Source organism: Anabaena sp. TISTR 8404 (assembly GCF_056847745.1).
Genome location: NZ_CP180578.1, coordinates 311,489 through 337,546 on the forward strand (window position 1 = coordinate 311,489; position 26,058 = coordinate 337,546).

23 protein-coding genes are annotated in these 26,058 nt (G+C 40.6%); 12 read left to right on the top strand and 11 right to left on the bottom strand.

What is annotated here, in order from left to right:
* Positions 1 to 222: 222 nt before the first annotated feature.
* Together ACMX3D_RS01460 and ACMX3D_RS01465 are read left to right on the top strand one after the other, a co-directional pair.
* Positions 223 to 1,419 (top strand): GNAT family N-acetyltransferase, encoded by a 1,197-nt coding sequence (locus tag ACMX3D_RS01460; RefSeq protein ID WP_482749725.1) that lies wholly within the window; start codon positions 223 to 225, stop codon positions 1,417 to 1,419.
* 3 nt (positions 1,420 to 1,422) lie between these two features.
* A complete protein-coding gene (locus ACMX3D_RS01465; RefSeq protein WP_482749726.1) occupies positions 1,423 to 1,590 on the top strand; it encodes a hypothetical protein in 168 nt (55 codons plus the stop codon).
* A gap of 248 nt (positions 1,591 to 1,838) precedes the next feature.
* On the opposite strand, the gene ACMX3D_RS01470 is transcribed toward ACMX3D_RS01465, so the two are convergent.
* The 3 genes from ACMX3D_RS01470 to hisD form a co-directional block, all read right to left on the bottom strand.
* Positions 1,839 to 2,966 (bottom strand): tetratricopeptide repeat protein, encoded by a 1,128-nt coding sequence (locus ACMX3D_RS01470; protein WP_482749727.1) that lies wholly within the window; start codon positions 2,964 to 2,966, stop codon positions 1,839 to 1,841.
* 207 nt (positions 2,967 to 3,173) lie between these two features.
* Complete coding sequence (locus ACMX3D_RS01475) at positions 3,174 to 3,944, bottom strand: phosphatase PAP2 family protein (protein ID WP_482749728.1); 771 nt, start codon at positions 3,942 to 3,944, stop codon at positions 3,174 to 3,176.
* 94 nt (positions 3,945 to 4,038) lie between these two features.
* A complete protein-coding gene (gene hisD / locus ACMX3D_RS01480) occupies positions 4,039 to 5,322 on the bottom strand; it encodes a histidinol dehydrogenase (protein ID WP_482749729.1) in 1,284 nt (427 codons plus the stop codon).
* A 139-nt stretch (positions 5,323 to 5,461) separates the two neighbouring features.
* On the opposite strand from hisD, the gene ACMX3D_RS01485 reads away from it, so the two are divergent.
* On the top strand, positions 5,462 to 5,734 hold the full coding sequence (locus ACMX3D_RS01485) for a hypothetical protein (RefSeq protein ID WP_482749730.1): 273 nt from the start codon (positions 5,462 to 5,464) through the stop codon (positions 5,732 to 5,734).
* A gap of 149 nt (positions 5,735 to 5,883) precedes the next feature.
* Here the strand turns inward: ACMX3D_RS01485 and ACMX3D_RS01490 are convergent, their stop codons facing one another.
* The 7 genes from ACMX3D_RS01490 to trxB form a co-directional block, all read right to left on the bottom strand.
* Positions 5,884 to 6,147 (bottom strand): hypothetical protein, encoded by a 264-nt coding sequence (locus ACMX3D_RS01490; RefSeq protein ID WP_482749731.1) that lies wholly within the window; start codon positions 6,145 to 6,147, stop codon positions 5,884 to 5,886.
* A gap of 140 nt (positions 6,148 to 6,287) precedes the next feature.
* Positions 6,288 to 7,904 carry a mechanosensitive ion channel family protein gene (locus tag ACMX3D_RS01495; protein WP_482749732.1) on the bottom strand — a complete coding sequence of 539 codons (1,617 nt, stop codon included), beginning with the start codon at positions 7,902 to 7,904 and terminating at the stop codon, positions 6,288 to 6,290.
* A gap of 323 nt (positions 7,905 to 8,227) precedes the next feature.
* Positions 8,228 to 8,926 (bottom strand): MIP/aquaporin family protein, encoded by a 699-nt coding sequence (locus ACMX3D_RS01500; protein ID WP_482749733.1) that lies wholly within the window; start codon positions 8,924 to 8,926, stop codon positions 8,228 to 8,230.
* Positions 8,927 to 9,034: 108 nt separating this feature from the next.
* The gene (locus ACMX3D_RS01505) at positions 9,035 to 9,931 is read right to left on the bottom strand and encodes an ROK family protein (protein ID WP_482752256.1); all 897 of its coding nucleotides are present in this window, start codon (positions 9,929 to 9,931) and stop codon (positions 9,035 to 9,037) included.
* Between the two features lie 77 nt (positions 9,932 to 10,008).
* Positions 10,009 to 10,209 carry a hypothetical protein gene (locus ACMX3D_RS01510; protein ID WP_482749734.1) on the bottom strand — a complete coding sequence of 67 codons (201 nt, stop codon included), beginning with the start codon at positions 10,207 to 10,209 and terminating at the stop codon, positions 10,009 to 10,011.
* A 257-nt stretch (positions 10,210 to 10,466) separates the two neighbouring features.
* Positions 10,467 to 11,363 carry an ABC transporter permease gene (locus ACMX3D_RS01515; RefSeq protein ID WP_482749735.1) on the bottom strand — a complete coding sequence of 299 codons (897 nt, stop codon included), beginning with the start codon at positions 11,361 to 11,363 and terminating at the stop codon, positions 10,467 to 10,469.
* Positions 11,364 to 11,628: 265 nt separating this feature from the next.
* Positions 11,629 to 12,999: a thioredoxin-disulfide reductase gene (gene trxB, locus ACMX3D_RS01520; protein ID WP_482752257.1), complete on the bottom strand. Its 1,371-nt coding sequence runs from the start codon at positions 12,997 to 12,999 to the stop codon at positions 11,629 to 11,631.
* Positions 13,000 to 13,278: 279 nt separating this feature from the next.
* On the opposite strand from trxB, the gene ACMX3D_RS01525 reads away from it, so the two are divergent.
* The 4 genes from ACMX3D_RS01525 to ACMX3D_RS01540 all read left to right on the top strand — a co-directional run bounded on the left by ACMX3D_RS01525 (position 13,279) and on the right by ACMX3D_RS01540 (position 18,276).
* Positions 13,279 to 13,818, top strand: a complete 540-nt coding sequence (locus ACMX3D_RS01525) for a type IV pilin-like G/H family protein (protein WP_482749736.1) — start codon at positions 13,279 to 13,281, stop codon at positions 13,816 to 13,818.
* A 162-nt stretch (positions 13,819 to 13,980) separates the two neighbouring features.
* On the top strand, positions 13,981 to 16,221 hold the full coding sequence (locus ACMX3D_RS01530) for an O-linked N-acetylglucosamine transferase, SPINDLY family protein (protein ID WP_482749737.1): 2,241 nt from the start codon (positions 13,981 to 13,983) through the stop codon (positions 16,219 to 16,221).
* Positions 16,222 to 16,753: 532 nt separating this feature from the next.
* Positions 16,754 to 17,830, top strand: coding sequence for a M4 family metallopeptidase (locus ACMX3D_RS01535; protein WP_482749738.1), 1,077 nt, complete (start codon positions 16,754 to 16,756; stop codon positions 17,828 to 17,830).
* Positions 17,831 to 17,976: 146 nt separating this feature from the next.
* Positions 17,977 to 18,276, top strand: coding sequence for a protealysin inhibitor emfourin (locus ACMX3D_RS01540; RefSeq protein ID WP_482749739.1), 300 nt, complete (start codon positions 17,977 to 17,979; stop codon positions 18,274 to 18,276).
* A gap of 26 nt (positions 18,277 to 18,302) precedes the next feature.
* Here ACMX3D_RS01540 and ACMX3D_RS01545 read toward each other — a convergent pair whose 3' ends face one another.
* Positions 18,303 to 19,229, bottom strand: coding sequence for a cobalamin-binding protein (locus tag ACMX3D_RS01545; protein WP_482749740.1), 927 nt, complete (start codon positions 19,227 to 19,229; stop codon positions 18,303 to 18,305).
* A 688-nt stretch (positions 19,230 to 19,917) separates the two neighbouring features.
* Between ACMX3D_RS01545 and ACMX3D_RS01550 the strand changes: the two genes are divergently transcribed.
* The 5 genes from ACMX3D_RS01550 (at position 19,918) to ACMX3D_RS01570 (ending at position 26,026) form a co-directional block, all read left to right on the top strand.
* Entirely contained in the window at positions 19,918 to 22,026 is a 2,109-nt protein-coding gene (locus ACMX3D_RS01550; protein ID WP_482749741.1) for an ATP-binding protein, read from the top strand.
* 350 nt (positions 22,027 to 22,376) lie between these two features.
* Positions 22,377 to 23,327, top strand: coding sequence for a J domain-containing protein (locus ACMX3D_RS01555; protein ID WP_482749742.1), 951 nt, complete (start codon positions 22,377 to 22,379; stop codon positions 23,325 to 23,327).
* Entirely contained in the window at positions 23,327 to 24,541 is a 1,215-nt protein-coding gene (locus ACMX3D_RS01560; protein WP_482749743.1) for an ATP phosphoribosyltransferase regulatory subunit, read from the top strand. The genes ACMX3D_RS01555 and ACMX3D_RS01560 overlap by 1 nt, the downstream gene beginning before the upstream one ends.
* A gap of 89 nt (positions 24,542 to 24,630) precedes the next feature.
* Complete coding sequence (locus ACMX3D_RS01565) at positions 24,631 to 24,855, top strand: indolepyruvate ferredoxin oxidoreductase subunit alpha (protein ID WP_169217168.1); 225 nt, start codon at positions 24,631 to 24,633, stop codon at positions 24,853 to 24,855.
* A 424-nt stretch (positions 24,856 to 25,279) separates the two neighbouring features.
* On the top strand, positions 25,280 to 26,026 hold the full coding sequence (locus tag ACMX3D_RS01570; RefSeq protein WP_482749744.1) for a PEP-CTERM sorting domain-containing protein: 747 nt from the start codon (positions 25,280 to 25,282) through the stop codon (positions 26,024 to 26,026).
* Positions 26,027 to 26,058 lie beyond the last annotated feature (32 nt).

A 26,058-nucleotide genomic window follows, 5' to 3' on the forward strand; every position in this document is an offset into this window, starting at 1 on the left:
TGAAATTAATTTTTCCTCAGACTTGTGCATTGACAAAAATAATTAAATATGGGTATGAGTTTTCAGGCATTCAAGTTTGATTTTTTACCATTAGCCAGCGATCGCGCTTGGATCTAAAACTAACAACCCATAGCCTGACATAACTTATTTTTGAGCGCGTAATTTCTATTTTTCATCTTTCATACTTCATCCTTCACACTTCATACTTCATCCTTGAAAAAGATGGTGGAACAAATTAAGCCGCGCTATTCTGTTGCTTGGATTAATAAAATTGCCGAAGTCCCCGAAAGTGCCTGGGATGCTTTAGCACTGCCCTTGAAGACTCCCTTTTTTGAGTGGCAATGGTTAAAAAATTTGGAAACTTCCCACAGTGCTACTGACAAAACTGGCTGGTTGCCAAATCACTTAACGCTGTGGCGAGACAGAACCTTGATTGCAGCTGCGCCTTTCTATTTGAAAGGACATAGTTATGGCGAATTTGTCTTCGATCATCAATGGGCAGAATTAGCCGATCGCATCGGTGTACAATACTATCCCAAACTACTGGGTATGGCTCCATTTACTCCGGCTGAAGGTTATCGATTCTTAATCGCTCCTGGCGAAGATGAAGATGAAATTACAGCCATGATGGTGCATGAAATTGACAGTTTCTGCAATAAGTATCGAATTTCTGGGTGTCACTTTCTCTACGTTGATCCCGAATGGCGGCCAATTCTCGAACGCAACGGGTTTAGTGCTTGGTTGCACCACAGCTACATCTGGGAAAATCTCGGATTTAATACTTTTGATGATTACTTAGCTGTATTTAATGCCAATCAGCGCCGGAACATCAAGCGGGAACGCAAAGCTGTAGAGAAAGCAGGTTTACGACTTCAACCACTAACTGGTGATGAAATTCCCAAATATTTGTTTCCCTTGATGTATCAATTCTACGCCGATACTTGTGATAAGTTTGGCTGGTGGGGCAGCAAATACTTAACAAAACAATTTTTTGAACAGCTTCATACTGACTATCGCCATCGCGTGGTATTTTTTGCAGCTTATAGCGAACACGACAATTGCCAACCTGTGGGTATGTCTTTTTGCCTCTACAAAGGTGATAGATTATACGGACGCTATTGGGGAAGCTTTCAAGAAATCGATTGCCTGCATTTTGATGCTTGCTATTACACACCAATTGAGTGGGCGATCGCTAATAATATCCAATTATTCGATCCCGGTGCTGGTGGACGACACAAAAAACGGCGTGGGTTTCCTGCTGCACCTAATCACAGCTTGCATCGCTTTTACAACCACCGTCTGGCACAAATTTTACTTCCTTATATTAGAGAAGTAAATCAACTAGAACAGCAAGAAATTGAGGAGATTAATGAGGAAATACCGTTTAGTTCAGAAAAAAGTGTGAAGTATGAAGTATGAAGTATGAAATATCAGCCAGATTTAGGTTTAGTAGGTTGGGGAGCCACTTGCTTGGGCGGGTTTCCCGACTTGAGCAAAGTGGCGTTGAATGCAGTGAAACCCAACAAATACACGTTTTTTAGAAGTTTGGTTGAGAAACCACACCCAACCTATATCTGTAGCAATTCGTAATTATAAATATTTACGCGTACATAATCTGACTTTTCACGTCATGTGGAAAAGTTAACGCCAGACCTAACCCCCCAGCCCCCTTCCCTTCAAGGGAAGGGGGAGCAATTAAAGCCTCTCTCCTTGTAGGGGAGAGGTTTGGAGAGGGGTTTTCCAGATCCCGTGAAAAGTCAGGTACATAATCAGTATGAAGAATAAAGTATGAAAGCTGAAATTTATATTTCATAATTCATACTTCACACTTCATACTTTTATTTAGTTGGTTGTCCCAAAGAAACTGGCACATCTCCTGGTTTTGCTGGCGTTTCTTCTGGAGTGGCTGGTTGTTCTGGTGTCGCCACATTCTCAGCAGGTGCGGGGGTTTTGCCAGCTTGACGTTGTTGTTGTTCTTGTAATTTCTGTTGAGCAATTTGCTGAGTAATTTGCTGCATTAATTGTTCAACTTTCGCAGTTTGCTCGGTATTACCTTGGTCGCGGTAGTTATTACGCGCACGTTTCAAGGCTTCGTTAGCTTTTTTGAGGTCGCCTTGATTGTATAAAGTGATGCCTAAGTTATGGTAGGCTGTGGCATCTTTAGAGTTTTGGCGAACTGCTTGCTTGTATACAGAAATTGCCTCTGCTGTCTGACCTTGGACTACCAGCAAACCAGCCATGTTATTGTAGGCGACGGTATTTTTTGGATCTAATTGTATAACTTGACGGTAAGCTGCGATCGCTTCTTCTAATTTTCCTTGTTCTTGGAGGGCGATCGCTAAATTAAAGAAAGTACTAACATTACTGCTATCAAGATTAGCAGCTTGCTGATATGCTGCGATCGCTTCTTGCGGTTGTCCTAGTTCATATAATGCTACACCCAAGTTATACTGAGCATCTGGCATTTTAGGATCTATAACTAAAGCTTGGCGATAAGCAGTAACAGCAGCTTCTTTCTGTCCTTGTCGATGTAACGCCAACCCTAAGTTGTAGTAAACCTCACTCTGATTCGGGTTCATTCTAATCGCCTCGCCATATTCTTGAACGGCTGCATCTAGGCGATTCTCTCTTAAAAGAATATTCCCCAAATAATTTCTGGCCATGCCAATATTAGGGTCATGCTCTAATGCTTGACGAAAGGCAGATTCCGCACCTGCTAAATCTTTGCGGTTATAGAGTGTAACTCCTTTTTGGTAAAGAATAGCTGCGTCTAAATCCTGAGAGATGACATTCTCTGCCAATAACCTGCTTCCTGGTAAATCCATTACTGATGGTGCAGCCAACACCAAAAACGCCGAGGCAGCTGAGATCATTCTCAGCTGCGACTTCTGCCAATTAATCACTTGGTGAAAAGCCACCCTAGAAAAGCAGCAATACCACTGACGAAGTCGATGCTGTTTATACATAAATGGCCGCCTGTATTTGTAGTGAGATCCTATAAGTCAGAGTACCCACTACGGCACAGAAAATTAAAGGGGTAGAGGTGAGAGGCTAAGACGTGTTTTCCAACTACAACCACAAGCGTAAATAATTACCTGTGCGATGACCAGTATCAACTTAGCCTTGTTTGTATTTGAGTTAATAATAAAGGTACGATCGATAAATAGAAAGATTCACTCTTTAGTAGCTAACTTTTCTTGTTCTTCGGGTAGCAAAGTAGTTTCAGCCGCAGGTTCAAAACCTGAGACGGGTACAACTTTTACTAGATAAGGTTTAATAATCATACTCACACCAGTTCCCCAAGCGATCGCCACCATCCAACCTGCGAGAATATCACTGGGAAAATGTACCCCCAAATACAGGCGTGTCCAGCCAATAGCTAATACATACAAGCTGCAAAAAGTCAAGACAAGCCAACGCCAAGAACTTTGCCAAGCTAAAATCAGCAAAATGATAGCCAGGGTTGTACTTGTCATTGCATGGCCACTAGGAAAAGAAAAATCCAACTCTGGGGCGAGGGATGTCCACAAATCTGGGCGGATACGATGCCATAATTCTTTAGCTGTGCGGTTGATAAAGGCGCTTCCCAAGGCAGTAATGAGCAAGTAAACTAGCGATCGCCAGCGTTTTTGCCAAAGTAGAATTAGTGCGATCGTCGTTAAAATTGGCAACACAGTCCAAAATGACCCGAACTTAGTCAGTACCACTGCCAGAGTATCTAACTGTGGGTTAGCTGTAGAATGCACCGCCAAAAGAACTGGTACATCCCAAGGAAAACCCGCTTGATATTGCCAAACTTGGACAGCCAGAATTTGAAATATCTGCAATGGTAAATATACTCCCAGAAAAAGGAGTAATAGCGATCGCCAACGAGCTACCAGCAGATTTTTGATAAAAGAAACAGGTTTCCGACTTTGATTTTCAGACCTTTTCTCTGCATCCATACCAACTTTTGCGATTTTGCGCCTACTCTTCTCCTGACGGAGACGCTACGCGAACGAGAAGCCACTACCGCGTCTATGCGCGAAATTTTTCTAATTATGATTGCAAACGTACAGCCACACTACCCGCATGGGCAGGTAAACCTTCCGCCTCAGCTAAAGTCACTGCTGCTTTACCAATTTCTTGCAATGCTGCTTGATTGCACTCTAAATAAGTAATTCGTTTGAGAAAATCATAAACACTCAAGCCAGAAGCAAAACGGGCAGAACGGGAAGTAGGTAAGACATGGTTGGGGCCGCCCAAATAATCACCGATAGCTTCTGGGGTGTAGCGTCCTAAAAACAAACTACCAGCGCATTTAATTTGACTAGCGAGTAATTGCGGGTTATCGACACACAACTCTACGTGTTCAGGAGCCAGTTGATTCAGCAGTGGCATACTTTCTGTTAAATCACTAACTACAATAATTGCACCATGATTTTGCCAACTCGCGCTGGCCACCTCTTTAGTAGATAGCTTGGTGAGAACTTGTTCAACTGCTGTGACAATTTGTTGTGCGAAAACTTCCGAATCAGTAATTAAAATTGATTGAGCGCTGGGATCATGTTCTGCTTGCGATAATAAATCCCAAGCTATCCATTCTGGGTTGTTTTTATCGTCAGCTACCACCAAAATTTCGGAAGGCCCAGCAATACTATCAATTCCCACCGTCCCGAATACCTGACGCTTGGCTTCTGCAACATAAGCATTACCAGGGCCAACAATTTTATCTACAGGAGTAATAGTTTCTGTACCGTAGGCAAGGGCGGCTACTGCTTGCGCCCCACCAATACTATATATTTCCGTCACGCCAGCAACTTGCGCCGCCGCTAAAACAGCGGGGTTAATTTCACCGCGTGGCATGGGTACTGTCATGACAATACGTTCCACCCCCGCAATTTTGGCGGGTAAAGCATTCATCAGCACAGAACTGGGATAGCTGGCACGTCCACCGGGAACATAAATCCCGACTTGCGCTAATGAAACCCAATTTAAACCAAGTTTTACGCCTGTTGCGTCAGTGTAGCCAATATCTTGGGGCAGTTGTTTTTGATGAAAGCTGCCAATGCGTTCTGCTGCTAATTCTAGGGCGGCTTTCACATCAGCAGGACATTTGGCTGCTTGTGCAGCAATAAAGTCGGCACCCAGATGCAAAGATTCCGGGCTGAAATGGTCGAAACGACTAGTATACTCCTTGACTGCGGCATCACCCCGCACCTTGACATCAGCCAAAATACCGCGTACTGTACCACTAACATCAACCGTGGCTTCCCGGCGATTATTGACGAGTGCTTGGAATGCGGTATAAAAATCTTTATCGGTTGTTTTAAGTAGCTGCATGGACAGTATCTTTCAAACTAGTGCAGGTTTGCAGTAAGGATATTAATTAGTGTAGAGTATGAGGCTCTCTCAAGGTGGGCATTGCTTGTGAATATGTAAATACTACAATAATTGAAAAAGTCAAAGTAGTGTGATTGTGATGCAATCTATTTTTTGGAGTGTAGAAGAAGTAGCCTCACACGCTCAACAATTTTACGAAAATGGTATTCGTCAAAATGTCGAGCATGGTGATAACATCGGTAAAATAATTTTGATTGATGCCGAAACTGGTGAATATGGCATCGATCCAACGAGTGTAGAGACAGCATTAAAGTTAAAACAAAAAAATCCGAATACTAGATTGTTTACTATCCGGATTGGTTATGATGTTGCAGTAAGTTTTGGTGGTGCAATAGAGCGTACTGCTGAATGATTTATGGCAAAGTAATTGATGGTAAAGCCATAATTCCAGTAGTTTTTCGTTTACCTTTGCAGCCAAATTTCTCTTTAGATTTTGTGATTGATACTGGATTTAATGACCATCTTACTGTTCTATTCCCCTATTTTAGCTGAAACAGTCCACTACGCTGCTTCTCTCATAGGCGACGGCACAGATACCTCTGGAAAAGAAAGTGAAAGTTGTTCGGCTTGTGGTACGGCTGCTTGTTCTAATACCTGTATTTCAATATTTACACTGATTAAATAACTTCCTGTATCTGCACCAACTGCTTCGGCAATTAATCTGGAGAAGTCTGGACGTTTTGCCGTCAGTGGGTCACGTAAAATACAGCGATCCCATTCGTGCTTGGCAGTTGGATTGAGATTGAGAATGTAATGCTTGATCATAGTTGCACTGCACTAGGAGTTGTGGACGCTATATCTATTATAGTACATTTGTACTGTATTGCCCAGAGGTTGTCTCTCCTACCATTTAATTTAGGCGGGCAAGATGCCCACCCTATCAGATATTAGCTATTGACTATGGACTAATTACCTTTACCATTCATCTGTGCATTCAATAGCTGTACATCATTCACCCAAATTGCTTGTTGTGGTACAGGGATATTAATTCCTGCTTGGTCGAGGGTAATTTTGAGGCGGCGGCGGTATTCGCGTGCGACATCCCATTGTTTGAGTGGTTGGGTTTTAATCCAAACACGGATGATTAAACCGCGATCGCCAAAATTATCAATACCCAAAACTTGCGGGGTTTCAATAATTTGATGTTTCCATTGCAGATCTTGATTCATTTCTAAAGCTACCTTTTTAATCAAGTTCAAAGCATGGTCAACATCAGCTTCGTAGGCAATGGGAATAGTTAAATCGGCTCGTGACCAACGGCTGGAAAGATTGGCTACAACTTTAATCTCACTATTGGGAATTGTGATTAACCGTCCTTCAGAATCTCGCAACTGGGTCATTCGCAAGTTGAGATTTTCGACTAAACCGCCAACATTGCCGACATTAATCACATCACCCAAAGCATACTGGTCTTCTAAGATAATCAAAAAGCCGTTAATTGCATCTTTAATCAGGTTTTGAGAAGCCAAGGATACAGCAACACCAACTAAACCTGCACCTGCTAGTAGAGGAACGATATCAATACCCAAGGAAACTAAGGCGAGTAAAACACCAACTCCCACCCAAATAACAGTGACAATACTTTTAGTAACACCAGAAAAAGTCGATACTCGCAAACGCAGACGTTCAGAAGTATCTGAAGTTAATAAAGCACCACTGCTGATGAGTGTAGAAGTGAAGCGATCTATAAGAGCATAGCTGAAACGGATAGCTACATAAGTCCCCAATACCACAACAGCTAGTTTCACAGGAATTTGAGCAGCTGAGAGAATGGCGATTTGAAACGGTCGTGTGTAGGGAAATAGACCCAAAATAATAAAATTTCCACCTCCCCAAATCCCTACTTGGGTTAGTTGAAACAAGCGTTTCTTGACTTCTTGAAAATGACGATGTTGCTGTTGATTTAGCTGAGTAGTAATTGGTTGTGCTGTCGGCGAGATTGGTGGAACTGATTGTGCAGGTTCTTTGCGAGACCGACGCTGCCAATAATATACCCCCCAACTTGTGACCACCATCAATAGTCCAATACCAGCAGCAATTTTACCTTGATTGATTAGATATTGAGTTTGTCTTTCTTGCTTTGCCCGTTGTAAGTCTTCTTGCAAAGCATCGGCAATTTGATTTGCAGATATCAGCTGATCTTCTTGTCGTAGTCGGGCATCCTCCGAGGTGACGGTCATCAAGTATTCGCCATTGACCTGAATAACAGGGATCTCGTTAACTTTGCTCACCTCTACATTGACTTCTTTTTCAGGTGATTGAAAATAACTTTGACTAATTTGGTTCAAATTCCGTTGTATATTTTGTAAACGCTCTGGCAAATTAGTTTTTGTTGCGCTTATCTGAAATAAACGACGACCATCTAGATAAATCCAGCCAGAAACATTTCTATTATCTGAGTCATTATTGGGACTGCTGGGAGTTTGCAACAGTGGTAACAACGGAATCTGGGCTGTCACTGGTAGTACAGCAACCACAGAAACCGTTATTGAGCCAAAAATTGCTAAAAAATGCAAACGCACTCCAACACCTCCTTGAGGGAAATCTATTTTTGATTACTTCCTTAGCCATGCTCCAAAATTGGCTTTGGTAAATGTACCTATCTAAAGTTCAGTTTTCTGCTTAAATGTTGAGAATTATGACATTTAGCTATTTTCAAACTTTAGATAGATGACACACCAATTCATCAGCTTTGGGTAATAACTAAGAAGAATATGTGATTATACTCTTACCAGAGATAAATTAAACCATTTATTTGAGGACTTACGCACAAAGGTTATTTGTCAAGATTGGGTAAAAGGGTGCAAGGGTGTAGGATGTAATGCTTTTAACTCTGTAAAAACTTTTATTTCCGGCAATCCTGAAACTCTTGGGAAAGGTTCCGATATACTACTACAGCTAATTGCGCTCCTAAAATTGGTGCTATCCAATAAACCCAATGATGTTGCCAAATTCCTCCTACCAAAGCTGGTGCAAAGGAACGCGCTGGGTTCATACTTGCACCAGTAATTGGCCCCATAAATGCAGCTTCTACCGCTACAGTTAACCCAATTGCTAACCCAGCAAAACCAATGTGTGCGCGTCTATCTAGTCCAGAACCAAAAATAATCAGCATCAAAATAAAAGTGAGAACGAACTCTAACACTAAAGACTGCAACCAATTACCATTCAGGGGTAAAGTTGCACCTAAATTGCCGACTTTTCCTAAGCTAATTACTAGTAAAGCGGAGGCTGCGATCGCTCCTCCCAACTGTGCCAAAATATACGGCAATACTCGGCGTTTGGGAAAAAAACCACTCGTCCAAAAAGCTAGTGTCACCGCTGGGTTGAAATGTGCGCCGCTTAAATGTCCTAAAGCATAAATTAACGCCGTTACCACAGCACCAAACACAAAACTGATCCCTAAATGTGACACAGCATTTTGACTGACGCTGTTTACCATCACTGCACCAGTACCTGCAAACACCAAAATAAAGGTTCCTATTGCTTCAGCTAAAGCTTCTCGCCAGCAATGCGCCAGCAATTTTGGTAAACCTGAGTTCATTCTCTTACTCAGAACTTTTGTGCCTAACATTTCAAAAAAAATTGATTTGTTGGCAATACTATTTCAAAAAAACTTGATATGTCAATAAAGAACGCAGGAAACGATAATCTAAATTTTTGTACAACATTCCCAAGCTAACTTTGCCGCACCTACCATTCCCGCAGAGTTGCCCAATTCAGCTGGCAAAATTTGTAAACCAAAACGCGAAGTAGGCATAACTCGCCGTTCAATTTCTGCCTTAGCGGCTGGTAAGAAAAATTCAAAACTAGCACTAACACCCCCACCAATCACGATCGCTTCTGGCGTTAAAACATAAATTAAACTAGCTAAACCTGTTCCTAAATCTCGACCATATTCTTGCCAAAAAGCTAAAGCATTACTATCTCCCGCCTGAGCAAGAGCGCCCAATTCCGCAGGTTCCTTACCAGTGCGGCGACGAATTGCAATCACCGAAGCATACTGTTCTAAAGAACCTTGATTGCCACTGTTACACATTGGGCCGTTAGGGTTAAAGGTGATTAAACCTAGTTCTCCACCTGCGCCGCGATATCCCACAAACAATTTGCCATCGAGAATAATTGCGCCACCAACCCCTGTCCCCAACGTCAACAGAATGAAATTTTGAAAGCGACGACCGGCTCCCAACCAAGCTTCTGCGACTCCCGCACAATTTGCATCATTAGCAATTACAGTCGGTTTGCCTGTTTTGGCTTCTAACCAGTCAGCTAAAGGGACATTGTGCCATTGGGGTAAGTTAATGGCGATTTGGGCAATGCGTCCTGTAGCATCCGCCGGGCCAGGAGTACCGACACCAATAGCAATAGTTTGATTATCTGGGTCAACTTGAGCGATCGCATCTATCATCACACTCAAAACAGCTTCTGGAGTGGCTGGTTGGGGAGTTTCCACCGTTAAAGATTGTAAGCAAGTACCATCTTGGCTGAACCGCCCCAGTTTAATTGCTGTTCCCCCGACATCAATCCCAATTACTTCTGGTTTAACCACAACTGCATATCCCACATTTAAGGTGCGATACAGAAATGTATCACATAGCTTTTGATATACATTCAACAGAAATATTTTTACTTGTGTTTTTCTAAGATGTAATCGGTTGACTCATCAGAACGTACAGAAGCAAGTTGCAAATTAGTTGATGGGTAATAATTAACACCTGATTTACCCTGCAAAGCTGTAACTGGTGTACCGCGTAAAATTCCAGCCAAGGCTATAGAAAGCATAAATCCACCAGCAGCGGCAGCAATTAAAGAAAGGTTATCTTTCACACGAATCTCTCAGTAAAATTTACAAACTTAGTCAATAGTCAATGGTCAAAAGTCAAAAGTAACGTCGTGTGCAACTTGCTCTTAAACCTAACCCCCAACCCCTTCCCTCGTAGGGAAGGGGAGCAAGAATTAAAGCCTCTCTCCTTTCAGGGGAGAGGTTTGGAGAGGGGTTTGAGAAATAAGTCGCACATCACGTTAAGTATCTAAAAAAAATCAATATTTCATACTTCATACTTCACACTTCATACTTCAGTTGACTACTTTCGGATTCCATTTTCTCCCCGCAAACGAGGATTGACAAATTCATTTAACCCCTCACCAAGTAGGGATAACCCTACCACCATTAATGTCATGGCTAAACCAGGAAACAGTGTAGTCCACCAAACACCTGTAGGTAGTGCTTCGAGGGCTTGTTTTAAGTCGTGTCCCCATTCTGGCACTTCTTCTGGCAGACCCAGCCCCAAAAAGCCTAAACCGCCCAATACTAAAATTGCATCGGCGGCGTTGAGGGTAAATAATACAGGCACGCTTTGAATAACGTTGAAAAATAAATAGCGAGACAGCACAATCCAAGTAGAAGCGCCCATTGCTTGGGCTGCTTCGATAAATACTTCGGTTTTTACACTTACGGTGTGGTTGCGAACGACTCGATAATATTGAGGTATGTAAGCAATACTAATAGCGATCGCAGCGTTTAATATCCCCCTACCCACAACAAATGCCAGCGTTACAGAAAGCAGTAGTCCTGGTAAGGTGTAGATGCTATCCATGAGAAACAGCAGCACTTTATCTAACCTACCGCCAAGATAACCACTTACCATTCCCAGAGGCACACCAATAATCATACTCAGCGCCGTGGCTAAAATCACCACTTGCAATGCGGCTTGAGCGCCAAACAAAGTACGAGAGAAGACATCATGGCCTAAGCGACTAGTTCCAAACCAATGTTTGGCGGATGGTGCTTCTTGAATTGGGTTAGAAAGAAAATCTTTAGGGTTTTGTAGCCATCCCCAAGCCTGCAATACCGGGGTAAAGAATGCTAGGAAGATAAAAAACAGGGTGATGGCTAACCCAATGATCATTAACTTCTGGGAAAGGTTAGGACTTTTAGCAAAACGAAAAAATGTTGGTAGCTGACGTTTAGTTATGGTCATGAGCGATCGCCTGCATCAAGCAAGATACGCTGACCATTATAGAAGTGTGAAGTGTGAAGTATGAAATAAACTGTGAAGTCTGAAGTGTGATGTATGAAAGGAAGTTAGGACTTACGCATAAAATCTCTCAAACTCTTATTTAAATGGGTTTATGTAGTGCGCTTGGTAAGTCTCAGAACGATGAAAGATGAAATCTTTCTTGCATTTCAGACTTCATCCTACCCTTCGGGAAGCCGCGCAAAGCGCGTCTACAGACTTCAGACTTTTAAAGATTGCTTTCAATGAACTGGCGGTATTCGCTTTTTTGCTTCACACCTTTTACTTCCTTCAACAGTTCTTTGTCCTTGAAAAACTGTACAGTTGGTGTACCTGTTACCCCAGCATTTTCGGCAATCTCGCGGTCTTTATCGATGTCAATTTCGACAAAGTGGATTTTGCCATCGAATTCGTCAACCACTTTATTGAGTATGGGTTTGAGGGTATGGCATGGGCCACAACCAGGAGCGACGTATTTGACGACGAGTAAGCGATCGCTTTCATGGAATAATTTGCGTAAAGCATAACCACCTTCATGGCGTGTCGCCTGCAAATTAAATCCTGCTGCTTCCTCAGCTTCCGTTTTCTTTTGTGCTGGCTGAGTTTCTAACTCATTATTAATTGTTGGTTCTTGATGAAACTCTTGAATTAAATTATTAGAAGATAACCAACGTTCTGCTAACAATGCTGCCATACAACCTGTACCCGCAGCTGTAATTGCTTGGCGATACTCATGGTCTTGCACGTCACCAGCCGCATACACACCTTCAACACTGGTTTCTGTTGAACCGTCTTTGGTGACAATGTAGCCCACTTCATCTAATTCTAGTTGCCCCTTGAATAAAGAAGTATTGGGAGTGTGACCGATCGCATAAAATAAACCCTTGGCATGAATTTTGCTTTCTTCACCAGTTTTATTATTGCGAACTTTCACCCCATCCATGTGACCATTGCCGAACACATCCACAACTTCTGTGTTCCAATGCACTTGAATTTTCGGGTTACTCAAAACTCGGTCTTGCATAGCTTTAGAAGCCCGCATCTTATCAGACCGCACCAACAGATTAACCTTAGAACCGTATTTAGTCAGGTAAATCGACTCTTCCGCCGCAGAGTCACCTGCACCAATTACCGCCAACTCTGCACCGTGAAAAATTGGGGTCGCACCATCACAAATCGCACAAGCAGAAATTCCTCGACTCCAAAATAGATTTTCGCTTTCTAAACCCAAACGCTTTGCGGTTGCGCCAGTTGCAATAATTAAGCTGTGAGCTTTAACTTCCCTTTCCTCAGAGCGCACAGTAAATGGACGCTGACTTAAATCTACAGATATCACATCTTCAGTATATAACTCAGCCCCCCAACGCTCTGCCTGTGCCTTCATCCGATCCATCAGTTCCGGCCCTGTAATCCCTTGAGGAAAGCCAGGAAAGTTTTCTACTTCTGTCGTTGTCATCAGTTGCCCACCAGGCAACCCTCCTGCTTGGAAACCTTCAAAAACAACTGGCTTCAGGTTAGCTCGTCCCGCATAGATGGCAGCGGTGTATCCTGCTGGCCCAGAACCGATAATCACCACATTTTCTACAGTCGGGTTAGTCATAAACTTAACTAAACTCATAACGACTACGTTTAATATAGCATAGCAAACCCAGAGAGTGGAATCAAACCCTTATTTAAGAAATACTTTTCCTCATCCTGTAAAGTCTAGCTGACGTTCATCGAATAACTAGCTAATTATCAACCCCGTAATTTAACGGGGATACAACCAGAAGAAGAAAGATTTTTTACCAGAGATGATAGATCGGAGATTACAAGTGGGTAAGTTACAACTAGAACTCACCAATCAACGTTCGCATCCCGAACTTTCAGGAGAAACCCCATGCTCAAGCCAGAATTACAAGCTAAATATCTACACTACCTCAGCAACCGCAAGAACAAGCAAGAAGAAGAAGGTTTTACCTTAATTGAACTGCTAGTTGTAGTAATTATTATCGGTGTATTGGCTGCGATCGCGCTACCTTCGCTACTTGGTCAAGTTAACAAAGCTAAACAAGCTGAAGCTAAAAACTACGTAGGTACAGCTAACCGTTCTCAGCAAGCTTTCTTCCTAGAATACCAAAAGTTTGCAACCTCCATCGACGAATTACAAGTAGGTATTAAAACTCAAAGTGATAACTACAAGTATGTTATTGCTGGTAACACTGCCGTCTCTCAATTTAAGGGAGAAAATATTAAAGCTGGTTTAAAAACATACTATGGTTTAGTAGGTACACAACTATCTACTTCGGCTACTGCTGAAGCTCTAACACTAGCAATAGCGTGTGAGTCAAAAATACCTCAAGCTACAAACGGTACTGTCGTGAACGTTACCACATTTAGTACAGCTTGTGACACTAACTTCACCTCTTTGGCTAGATAGAAAAATAAACAAGTTTTTCTGGGTAATGCTTTTGACTAGTGTTACATAAAGACTTTGTGAAATTGGGTAATGTGCAAATACATTACCCAATTTCTGCTTATTCCCTATCTAATTATTTCTTCCATATCGAGTATTTCGTCTCAGCAATTTTATATAAATCCTATGATTACTTTTACGACTTCCAACGAATTGCTTTCCCAAGCAGAGAATTACTTCCTATCTAGTAATTATGCTCAAGCTGCTAATTGCTATGAACAAGCAATAGAAGCAGAACCAGATCTTAAATCTCACTATTGGTATTTAGGGTTAATGTTACTGCTGCAAGGGCAAGAAGTAGAAGCCCAAACAACTTGGTTTATGGCAATGATGGAAGGTGAAGCTGAGGAATTAGAAGCTTGGAATGCAGAATTAGTTGAAATTTTAGAAACAGAAGCACAACACCGAGAAAAACTGAAAGAATATTCATCTGCTGCAAAAATTCGTCAAAATATTAGAGAATTCTCACCTCAAAACATTAATAATATTTTACATTTAATTCATTTAAATCTAGAACTACATACTTTCAATATAGAAGATTTACAAGAATATGGATTAATTGAAATCCTTCAACTACAAACAGAAGTAGAAGTTCAAGAAGAATTATTAATATTAGTACTCAGCAGTATTTTAAACGAGGCTTATTTATATTCAGCATCCATATGGGATTTTTTAGAAGCTTGTTTAGGGTATTTTCAAGAAAATACTCAAGAGTTTCTCATACTGTTACTGCCAGTAGCTTTTGAAATGGGCTACTCTAAACAACAATATGCAGTAGCAGCAAAATTATGCGAACTATGTTTACGATTAACTCCAAAAAACCCAGAAGTTCTAGGACATTTAGCTAGTTTCTATCAAAATATAAATGAATTTGAGAAAGGTATAGAAACAGCCAAGCTATTATATTCTTTAGTAGAGAATCTGCCAGATAAAGTTTTTGCCAGCCGCCAGATTCTGCGAGGTTTAATGACTCCAGGAGGGTATTGGGAAGAATCTTGCTTTATAAATCAGAAACATCAACAATTATTGTTAGAACTCATCGCCGAGAATAATGTAGAACTAGGCGAAGGTAAAACAGCCAAATTATTTAACGCTAACTTTTTTGCACCATATATTGAAGATAATCCTAGAAAAATCAGAAAGATTCAAAATCAAATATTGCAGTTTTGTCAAACAAATGTAAATAATTATGCTTCTGAACAAATAGCAAAGTACTCCCAAGGAAATTTAGAAAGAAAAAAATCAGCACAAGCTGACAAAAAATTAAAGGTAGGATACCTTTCTTACTGTTTAAGAAGTCATTCTGTCGGCTGGCTTTCACGGTGGTTATTTCAATATCATGACAGAGATAAATTCCAAATAAATGGATATTTTATTAATACTAATCCGCCAAGTGATGCTTTACATGAATGGTTTTTTAGAAAATTTGACCAATCTTATAAAGCTGATTCTACTTGGGAAATAGCTGAAAAAATATACCAAGATGAAATTGATATTTTAATTGATTTAGATAGCATCACTCTAGATATTACCTGTGAAGTTATAGCTTTAAAACCAGCACCTATTCAAGTTTCTTGGTTGGGTTGGGATGCTTCTGGTAGCCCCTCAGTAGATTATTTTATTGCTGACCCTTATGTTCTGCCAAAATCAGCACAAGAATATTACAGAGAAAAAATTTGGCGTTTACCGCAAACCTACGTGGCTGTAGATGGTTTTGAGGTGAGTGTACCTACTGTAAGTCGTGAGCAATTAGATATTCCTAGTGATGCAATAGTATATTTTTGTGGACAGCGAGGCTATAAGCGACATAGAGATATTGCGCAACTACAATTAAGGATTCTCAAAGAAGTTCCTAATAGCTACTTTTTAATTAAGGGATTAGGTAATGAAGAAACTACGAAAACCTTCTTTTACGAAATTGCTGAAAAAGAAGGAGTAGATCCCTCCAAATTACGATTTTTGCCTATAGTTCCTTCAGAAGCAATTCATCGAGCTAATTTAGATATTGCTGATGTAGTTTTAGATACTTACCCTTACAACGGTGCTACAACTACCTTAGAAACACTGTGGATGTGCATCCCGATGGTAACGCGAGTGGGTGAGCAATTTGCAGCACGTAACAGCTACACCATGATGATGAATGCAGGCATTACAGAAGGTATAGCCTGGACTGATGAAGAATATGTAGAATGGGGTGTGCGTTTAGGGAAAGATGAGACTTTGCGGCAACAAATTGCTTGGAAACTGAGACAATCAAGAAAAACAGCACCTTTGTGGAATGGTAAGCAGTTTACCCGTGAGATGGAAAAAGCTTACGAGCAAATGTGGCAGAAGTATATCAGTGGCAGTGAAGTTGATTCTGAGTAAGTTAGTATAAATTTTCCAGAAAACTTTTGCTTAACAATTAGTCATAAATTATCCACAGTTAGTCCTATCCACTAACTGTGGATAATTTATTTGGCAGATATTTTGTAGAGACTAATTTTAAAAACTAATTTAGATTTAAATTTTCTTTAAAAAATACTAATTACAATTTTAACAACCTGTAAAAATGCCAGAAGTATACGAAAAAACTTAATAAAGTATTTAGGAAATATATAGTAAAAACTCTCTGAAAAATAGCATAATTTTTCTTAACTGGAACTATTATGAAAACTCGTTAGCTCTATGAAGGAGTTTTGATTGATTGATGCAAATACTACGCCTAAAATTACGGGGTTAAAGCTTTTTTGATTCAATATTATATATACTGAATCAACATATCCAAAAAGAACTAGTAGAAAAGTCAATCAAAATGTAGATAGAGGATATGTTATTTGCATTAGTTAGTCTATTTCTTTTCACCGTGGAGTTGATGCCAACATTGACCATCACTTAGTTTTTAAGGAGAAGATATCAGATGGCTCGTAAGAAAAAATCATCTGGTTCTAAATTTCAAGATTTACTGCATACTAGATGCCCTATCTGTTGTATTATCCCGCCGCATATGTTGGAACATGTGGCGGTGAATGGTAATCCTCAGCAACGTGCATGGGCGTTTCATACATTAAATGTTTCGGCACAGTTACGAGGACGGCGTGATGTTATAGGGAGTATTTTCTTCTCTCCTTCTCCTGGTGAGAAGCGGCGTACTATCTACGATGCCAAAAATGGACAACAACTTCCAGGTACTCTGGTACGTGGTGAGGGAGATCCTCCTAGCACTGATGAAGCGGTGAATGAAGCTTATGATGCTGCTGGTGCGACTTATGACTTGTATTATGAGGTGTTTGAACGAAACTCTATTGATGACAAGGGTTTACGTCTAGATTCTACCGTACATTATGGCGTGAAGTATGATAACGCCTTTTGGAACGGTGACCAAATGGTCTATGGAGATGGTGATGGAGAACTGTTTCAGCGATTTACTAAGTGTATTGATATTATTGGGCATGAGTTAACTCATGGGGTGACTCAATATGAAGCTGGTTTGCAATATTATGGGGAACCAGGGGCGCTAAATGAGTCATTTTCGGATGTTTTTGGTTCTTTGGTGAAGCAGAAGGTAAAAAACCAAACAGCAGATCAGGCAGACTGGATTATTGGTGAAGGTCTTTTAGCACCTGATGTTAAGGGCATTGGTATTCGTTCAATGAAAGCACCAGGAACAGCATATGATGATCCTGTTTTGGGCAAAGATCCCCAACCAGCACATATGCGTGATAAGTATACTGGTTGGGAAGATAATGCTGGTGTGCATATTAATTCAGGTATCCCTAACTATGCTTTTTATTTAGCAGCTGTTGAGATTGGGGGTTATGCTTGGGAAAAAGCAGGTAAAATCTGGTATATTGCTTTGCGCGATCGCTTGCGTAACCAAGCACAATTTAAAACAGCAGCTAACATCACTATCCAAGTGGCGGGAGAACTCTACGATACTGATAGTCTAGAACAAAAAGCTGTGCAGAATGCTTGGCAAAAGGTAGGAGTAATTTAGCTGGTAGTAATGATCAATTATGAATCAACAATAGCTGGATGATTCCTGATTGATCATTGGGAATTTTTACTGTGTTTTTCATTGTTGCTAAACTGGGAGATGATAGTTATGTCTCCCAGTTTTTGTATATAACAAAGAGCAAAACAATGCGAATCACATTTGAACGCACAGGCGGCTTTGCTGGGATAACAAGAAAAACAACCGTTGATACTAATACTCTTCCAGCAAAGGAAGCTAAAGAACTACCATTATTAGTTCAAGCTGCTGATTTATTTCAGTTACCTGCACAAATTCCTTCTCCTAATCCCCAAAGCGATCGCTTTCAGTATAGGTTAACTGTAGAAGACAACGATAAACAGCACACCGTGACTGTTAGTGAAGCAGCCTTACCAGGAACTTTAAGACCTTTAATTGAATGGTTAAATAACGCAGCCAAGCAAAGATAACCAGAGGGACTAAAACTAGTATTTTTTTACAAAGGTTCCCAGCCTGTGCCTTTGTAACCATAGTCAAAGATTTCTGGATGCAAAATTTCTGCCAAAATTTCCAAAGAATCTACCAGTCGTGGCCCTGGACGGTTGAAGTAAGAATTGCCATCAGTTATGTACACTCTACCAGATTGGCTGGCATGGAGTTTTTGCCATTCTGAACGTTGAGTTAATAACTCAGCCTCTTGGCGAGTGCGAGTTAAATCAAAGCCACAAGGCATAAACACAATCACATCGGGATTTCTCGCTATGAGTGCATCCCATTCCAAGGGTACCGAAGGTTTGCCTGGAACACTAAACAATGATTGTCCACCCGCCAAGTTGACTAATTCTGGAATCCAGTTTGCGCCTGTCATCAAAGGATCTGTCCACTCGATACAAGCAACTGTGGGTAATTCTGTGAGTGAAAGTCCCTGAATTCTTTGCTGAGGAATTTTAACTCGCGCTTCTAAATTTTCCAGTATTTTTACTGAGTCTACATCAAAAACATGAGCTACTCGTTCAATATCAGCCCAGACATTCTCAAGATGATTAGGTTGTAAAGAAATAATTTTTGGTGAAGTTGGGACAAAATTAGCAACTGCTTTTTCCACTTCTTGTAAGCTAACCGCACAGACATCACACTGGTCTTGAGTAAGAATGTGGGTAGGTTGTAACTGCTCTAATATATCGGTTTTGATGTGATAAATACTAAGTGCTGATTGCAACAAATTATTGACTTTATTGTGAATGTCGCTGCTAGGCACATCAGTTTTAAAACGGGCTTCTGTGCAGACAGGACGATTTTGGATATCTGGAGGATAGTCACACTCGTGCGATCGCCCTACAATAGCATCAGCTAAACCTAGTGTTGCTAAAATTTCCGTTGCGCTTGGTATCAAAGAAACAATTCTAATATTGTTGTTGGTCATTGCTGCATCTCCACAACAGCTGCTTCCAGTTCAATTTTTACAAACTTTAAATAATTAGGTATCTTTCTGTAGGAGAATGCCTAAAGTTATTACAGTCATGATTCAATTAGTAAATTGACATTTATGAAATTTACATAAATCAATATAGTCTCGCAGTTTATTATCTATCCCTTAATAAAATATAGAACTCATATTCAATTTAAAAAAAATAAGTAGACCTTGATTATTTCTTTCCTGTTGCCTGTTGCCCGTTCTCTGTTCCTTGCCTCTACAAGTAATTCAGGAATAAAATCGGATGACTATATCTTCTTTAGGATTGATGCTATTTTCGTGCCTTTTGTGCTATTGGGTTGTAAGCATAAATAATATTTCCTGAAAAAGGTGCAATTTAAAAGTGTATGAGCTTATCAATAGCATAGTAGCTATATGGAAGTTATCTCTGCAAATTCTTAAATTTTTAACAAACAGCCATTACGCGCCTACTTACATACTAGATGATTGGCAAACGTGGATAATTTATCAGGATGTAATTTTAGTGATAGGTATTTCACGTATACCAAAAATTTTGATGAAAAAAAATATACTATCCGGGTATGAAAAATCCTGTGGAGTAATTGTATTTATGAAAGACGGTTATGTTTCTATAATAGCTCCGCTGGACATGGTAATTACTTAACAGGTGTAACAGATGCAGTTGGCAGTAGTGAATGATAGTAAACCAGAAATTGTGCAAATTATACACAACGAGCAGCGCAAACAAATTCAATCCCTAGTGCAGTTGGCAAGGAGTAAGACATTCCAAAAAGGTAATCTTCAGGAAACATTACAAGAAATTACCGAAGTAGCAGCAAAAACCCTTGCTGTTGAGCGAGTTGGAATCTGGTTATACACTCAAGATTGCACCGCAATTGAATGTATTAATTTGTATGATTTTAGTAATCACACCCACACATCAGGTCAGACTTTATTAAAAGCAAGTTATCCTAATTATTTCCAAAGTTTGGAAATGGAGCGCAGTCTGGCAGTAAATGATGCAATTCATGACCAGAGAACCCAAGAATTATTGTCATCTTATTTAAAAGTATTTGGCATCACATCATTATTAGATGCACCAATTTGGCTGGGAGGGCGTGTGGTAGGAGTAGTATGCCATGAACACTTTGGTGAAATGCGCCAGTGGACTGTAGAAGAAGAAAATTTTGCAAGTTCAATTGCCGATTTTGTAGCACTAGCAATCGAAGCCAGCGATCGCCACATTGTACAAGAAGCTCTCCGAAAAAGTGAAGCACAATTTCGAGCAATTTTTGAGCGTTCTTCTATCGGTATCGGACTTGCAGATATGAAAGCCCAGATAGTAGATATTAATCCGGCGCTGTGTCAAATGCTGGGATACACCAGAGAAGAACTATACGGTAAGTGCTTCACCGATTATGTCTCCCACCAGAGAGAAGATTTAGAAGTTTATAAACAACTAGTATCAGGAATGTGCGATCGCATTGAAATCGAAAGACATTTCCGCCACAAAAATGGTCAGTTAGTTTGGACTAACCTCTCGATTTCGATGATTCCTGGGAGTAATGGTACACCAGAGTTATTACTGGCAATTATTGAAGATATTACTAACCGCAAACAAGCAGAGTTACAACTGCGTACATCTCAAGCCGCCGCAGAAGCAGGTAACAGAGCAAAAAGCGAATTTTTAGCCACCATGAGCCATGAATTGCGAACTCCTTTGAATGCAATTATGGGCTTATCACAGTTATTGCAACAAGGTATGGTTGGTTCTTTGAATGAGAAACAACAAGAATATATTAGTTGTATATATAGTAGTGGAGAACACCTACTAGCAATTATTAACGATATTCTTGACTTATCGAAAGTAGAAACAGGCAAAGAAGAATTAAATTTATCGCCTGTGTCAGTAGTAGATTTATGTAATTATGCTCTTTCAACAGTGCGTGATCAGGCTACAGAAAAAGGATTAAAACTTATCAGTGAAATTGATCCACAGGCTGATACCTGTATTGGAGATACACGGCGGATCAAACAAATGCTAATTAACTTGCTGACTAATGCTATTAAATTTACACCAGCCGGTCAGGTGAGTTTAGAAATTAAAAAAGTACCTGAAGGTATTACTTTTACTGTTGCAGATACTGGGATTGGTATAGATAGTAATCAATTTCAATTTCTCTTTGAACCATTTCAACAGTTAGACAGCCAATTAAATCGTCAGTATGAAGGTACGGGATTAGGCTTAGCATTAACACGAAAATTAGCACGCCTGCATGGTGGAGATGTGACAGTTGAATCAAAATTGGGCGAAGGAAGTCGTTTTATTCTATTCCTACCAGATCAAATAGATTTAATAACAGAGATAAATGTGAGAGATGAAGATGCCAATAAATTAGCTTCATCACCAATTCACTTACATAAAAAACGTATTCTTTTGGCTGAGCCTGAAGAAAACACAGCTATATTTTTGCAAGATTATCTGCAAATAGTTGGCTACAAAGTTGAGTGGATAGATAATGTAGATAAAATATTGGAAAGAGTCAAAAACTTTCAGCCAAATTTAATTTTGCTAGATGCATACTTTTTACTGAGTAGCGGGTTAGGTTTGCTGCAAACTTTGAGGCAAGAATCTGAATTAGCAAATACTTCTGTAGTGTTTATTGGTGTTAAAAAAGATGACTTGTCAGAATTTAAAAAGCTAACAGCAGATAAATATGACTATATTTTGCAGCCAATTCGGATAGTTCAGTTAGAAACAATTGTAATGCGATATTTAAGCTAGTAATATCGCTCTTGCATCACTTCCATAAGAACATACAAAAGTTTTCTTGTGTATGAAGTACATAGCTCGTTGGCTTAGCCTGTTGCGGAGAAGGCATTATCCACCCTACAATCATACCGCTATTCACAGGATTGACGCTGTAATACGAAAAATTCAGTGTTTATACTCAGGATGTAGAGTATAATTGAATAAAATCCTTACGCCTCATCATCCTCACAGCCTGATATCTAATTTCCATAAATAATCTTTGTGCATAAGTCATATAAATGAAAAATTGCTACTGACGATCCACTGATCTAGCGAAGTAAACTAGAAGGAATCTTATGACTCTTTTGGTGCAAAACCGACCTATGTCGCTAAAGATAGATCGTGGATTGTTTAAATATGATTTTATAGATCATCACGCAGTTTTATGCGTTTCAGTGGATGCGGATGTGAAAGATATCCGTAAGCGTTATCTGCAAATTGCTCGTCGCCTGCATCCTGACAGCAACGCTTCTGCCACTCCTGCGGAGAAAAAGCTGGCTAGTGAATTATTATCTAAGTTGGTTAACCCAGCTTATGAAGCGCTATCTAACGATCGCAGCCGCACAGAATACATGATAATTTTGTCGCAGATGGGTAAGCGTTTGGTACAAGATTCAGCTTCGATAGAACTTACCACAGATTTAGCCAGACAGCTGGCAGCTGCTCCTAATATTGATCATTCCTATAAAAGTGCGATCGCTAAAATTGCTGAAACTCAATTCAATTCCTTACAGCAAGTAATACCTATCATTGCTCACATTAGCGAGTTGAACTTAGTTTATTTAATGCGGAGTGCGGGTAAAGCTTTCTCTAGCCCACCGCCTGCACCTAAACCTGCTCCAACTGCTAACACACCCTCAACTACAGCCACTGCACCGCCACCACCGCCAGCAGCAAAAGAAGACTCAGCAGCAGAACAATATATTCGGCGGGCGCAAACTTTAATTGATAAAAACCAATTTGCTCAAGCCAAAGTCGAGTTACAGGATGCGCTGAAACTCGCACCCAAGAGTGGCCGCTGTCATAGCTTGATTGGTTTAGTCTACTTAAAGCAAAATCAGCTGAAAATGGCCAAGATTCATTTTGACAATGCTTTAAAATTAGACCCAAATGACCAAATAGCGTTGTCATGGAAACCTAAAATAGATAAAGCTTTGGGACAACAATCCAGTGGTGCTAAAGCGACTCCATCTGCCAAAACTGGGAATAAACAACCAGATAAATCTGGGGGTGGAGGTTTATTTGGTGGTTTGTTTGGTGGGAATAAAAAATAATGGTGTATCAACCAGCAGCGGGAGCAAGGGATTTATTACCTTTAGATGTAGCTCAAAAACGCTGGATTGAAGACAGGTTACAGCAAGTGTTCCATCGTTGGGGATATCACAAGATTATTACCTCAACGCTGGAACGTATGGACACCTTGATGGCGGGAGAAGCAATTCAACGCCAGATGGTGATTCAACTGCAAAATTCTGAAGATGAAGAATTAGGGCTGCGTCCAGAACTAACCGCTTCCATTGCGCGTGCTGTAGTGACGCGTATGGCAGGTGTCACCTATCCGCAACGACTTTACTATAATGCCAACGTCTTCCGGCGCATTTGGGAAAATCGCCACAATCATCAGCAAGAATTTTATCAAGCTGGTGTAGAACTTTTAGGCGTGGGTGGATTGCGGGCAAATGCTGAAGTTCTGCTGTTGGTGGGTGATTGTTTAGATGCGCTGGGTTTGCGGGACTGGTGTCTAGTCTTAGGCGAAGCGGGAATCACTCGCTCGCTGTTGCAGGCTTTTCCGGCTAATTTACAAACCAAAGTGCGTCAGGCGATCGCTCACCTTGACCGCGTGACTATTGATACTTTGCCTTTGACTGAAGACCTACGCGATCGCGCCAGAATCATGCTCGACCTGCGCGGCAAAAGTCAAGATGTATTACAAAAAGTCAGTAGTCTAGGTTTAGATGCTCAACAGCAAGAGGCAGTTAATAACCTCAAATCTCTGGTAGATTTGCTGGAAGTAGAAAGAAATGTTCCTGTAATTTTGGATCTCAGTTTGATCCAAACCATCGATTACTACACTGGTATTGTCTTTGAAATTGTGAGTAATAACGATTACCCAGCCAGAGTTTTAGGGCGGGGTGGTCGTTACGACAAACTTTTAGGACTTTATCATCCTCAAGGCGAAAACATCCCTGGAATTGGTTTTGTCCTCAACATTGAAGATTTATACCAAATTCTTTTACCTAGCCAGCAATTACCGCAAGATATCCCAGCCAGCAATTGGTTAGTAGTACCAGAAGCAGAAGACGCTGAGGCAGCTGCTTTTGCCTATGCACAAAAACTCCGTGATTCTACTCATCTAGTAATAGTAGAAATGGAACTAGGAGGCAGAGATGCACAAGCCATTCGCCAATATGCCCGCGATCGCCGGATTGCCCAAATTGCTTGGATTAAAGCCGACGGCTCACCCACAATAGAAAGTGTTAGTCAATAGTTCAGAGTTAATGGTCAAAAGTAAAAACCATTGACTATTGACTATTGACTCTATTGACTATTGATAATTAAAGAGAGGGAATCTATCAAATGCCACACACAATTGTTACTGATGTCTGTGAAGGTGTTGCCGACTGCGTAGATGCTTGTCCTGTAGCTTGTATCCATGACGGGCCTGGCAAAAATGTTAAAGGAACCGATTGGTACTGGATTGACTTTGCTACCTGCATTGATTGTGGGATATGTATTCAAGTATGTCCGGTAGAAGGTGCGATCGTTCCAGAAGAACGACCTGATTTGCAAAAAACACCTTGAAGAATTCAGAAGCTATAGCAGGGAACAGGCAACAGGGAACAGGCAACAGGGAACAGACTTTAAAGTCGCTCAGTAGGCCTCTTGCAAAAGCAACTTTTGCACTCTTGCAGGGAACAGGCAATAGGCGACAGGAAGAACTTGGAGCTGTTCCCCGTTCCCCGTTCCCTGTTCCCGACTTCTGCAATAAGTCTAATCTTTCTACTTAACATCATTTAACAAACAGGCATTGGAGAATTTTATCCAATGCCTGTTTTTGAATTCAAGCATAAAACTGCAATCAGTATCGCATCAAAAATTTATATAATCTTGACAAATTTTTTGCAAAAATTGGTAGGCTATCTAGTTGATTACCTCAGGTAGCACCTAGGCTAAATCTGAAAAATAAATAATATTTACCTTTACCTAGAACAACATCTCAAAATTCATGAAAGAACTAAGTAGTTTTCCTAGTGTTAAGTTTTTAACGTCTAGTATAGCTACGTTAACCATCAGTTTGATCTCAAGTCAAAGTGCTACAGCAGCAACAATAGCTCTTGGCTTTACTAAGCTAACAGGTGTGACTGGTGGTTCTCCCACAACTACTGCTGTTTTCCGTGCCGAAATTCCTGCTGCAAATTCCGGTGATATTACTTCCATTGTGATTACAGATAACAGTAATGGCACTGGTGGGTCTGCTGGCAACGTAAGTGGCTTTGATTTAGATGCAATCAAACTAAGTTACGTTTCTGTCAACCGTGCAGCAGATGTTAATGCCATCTCATCATTAGATGTGTTTGATTTTAGTTCCGCAGGCACAAGTTTCACGCCTGGAACCCAGCGCCCGCCTACGGCTCCAGCATTGTTTGGGACTACAGGGAGTAACATCAATAATGCTGTAGCTACCCTGGGAAGTTTTGATGGTAATTCCACTACTAACCCTAGGACAATGTTCGGGTTTGTCAGCTTAGGAGACCGTGGTCAGGTAACATTTAATCTGTTACGTCCTGTTGCTTTAGATAATCCACTATACCTTTACATTGGTGAAGTCGGTGATAATGGTGAGGTTGTAACTGGCGAAGTTATTGTTTCACAGCCACTCAGCCCAGTTCCAGAACCTAGTAATCTCGCAGCTTTATCTTTGGCAGGAATATACTTGGCAGTTCGTTACAAAAGAAAAAACAAGTCTAAATAATTTTCAATAGAGTTATATCTGGTATTTGTGAG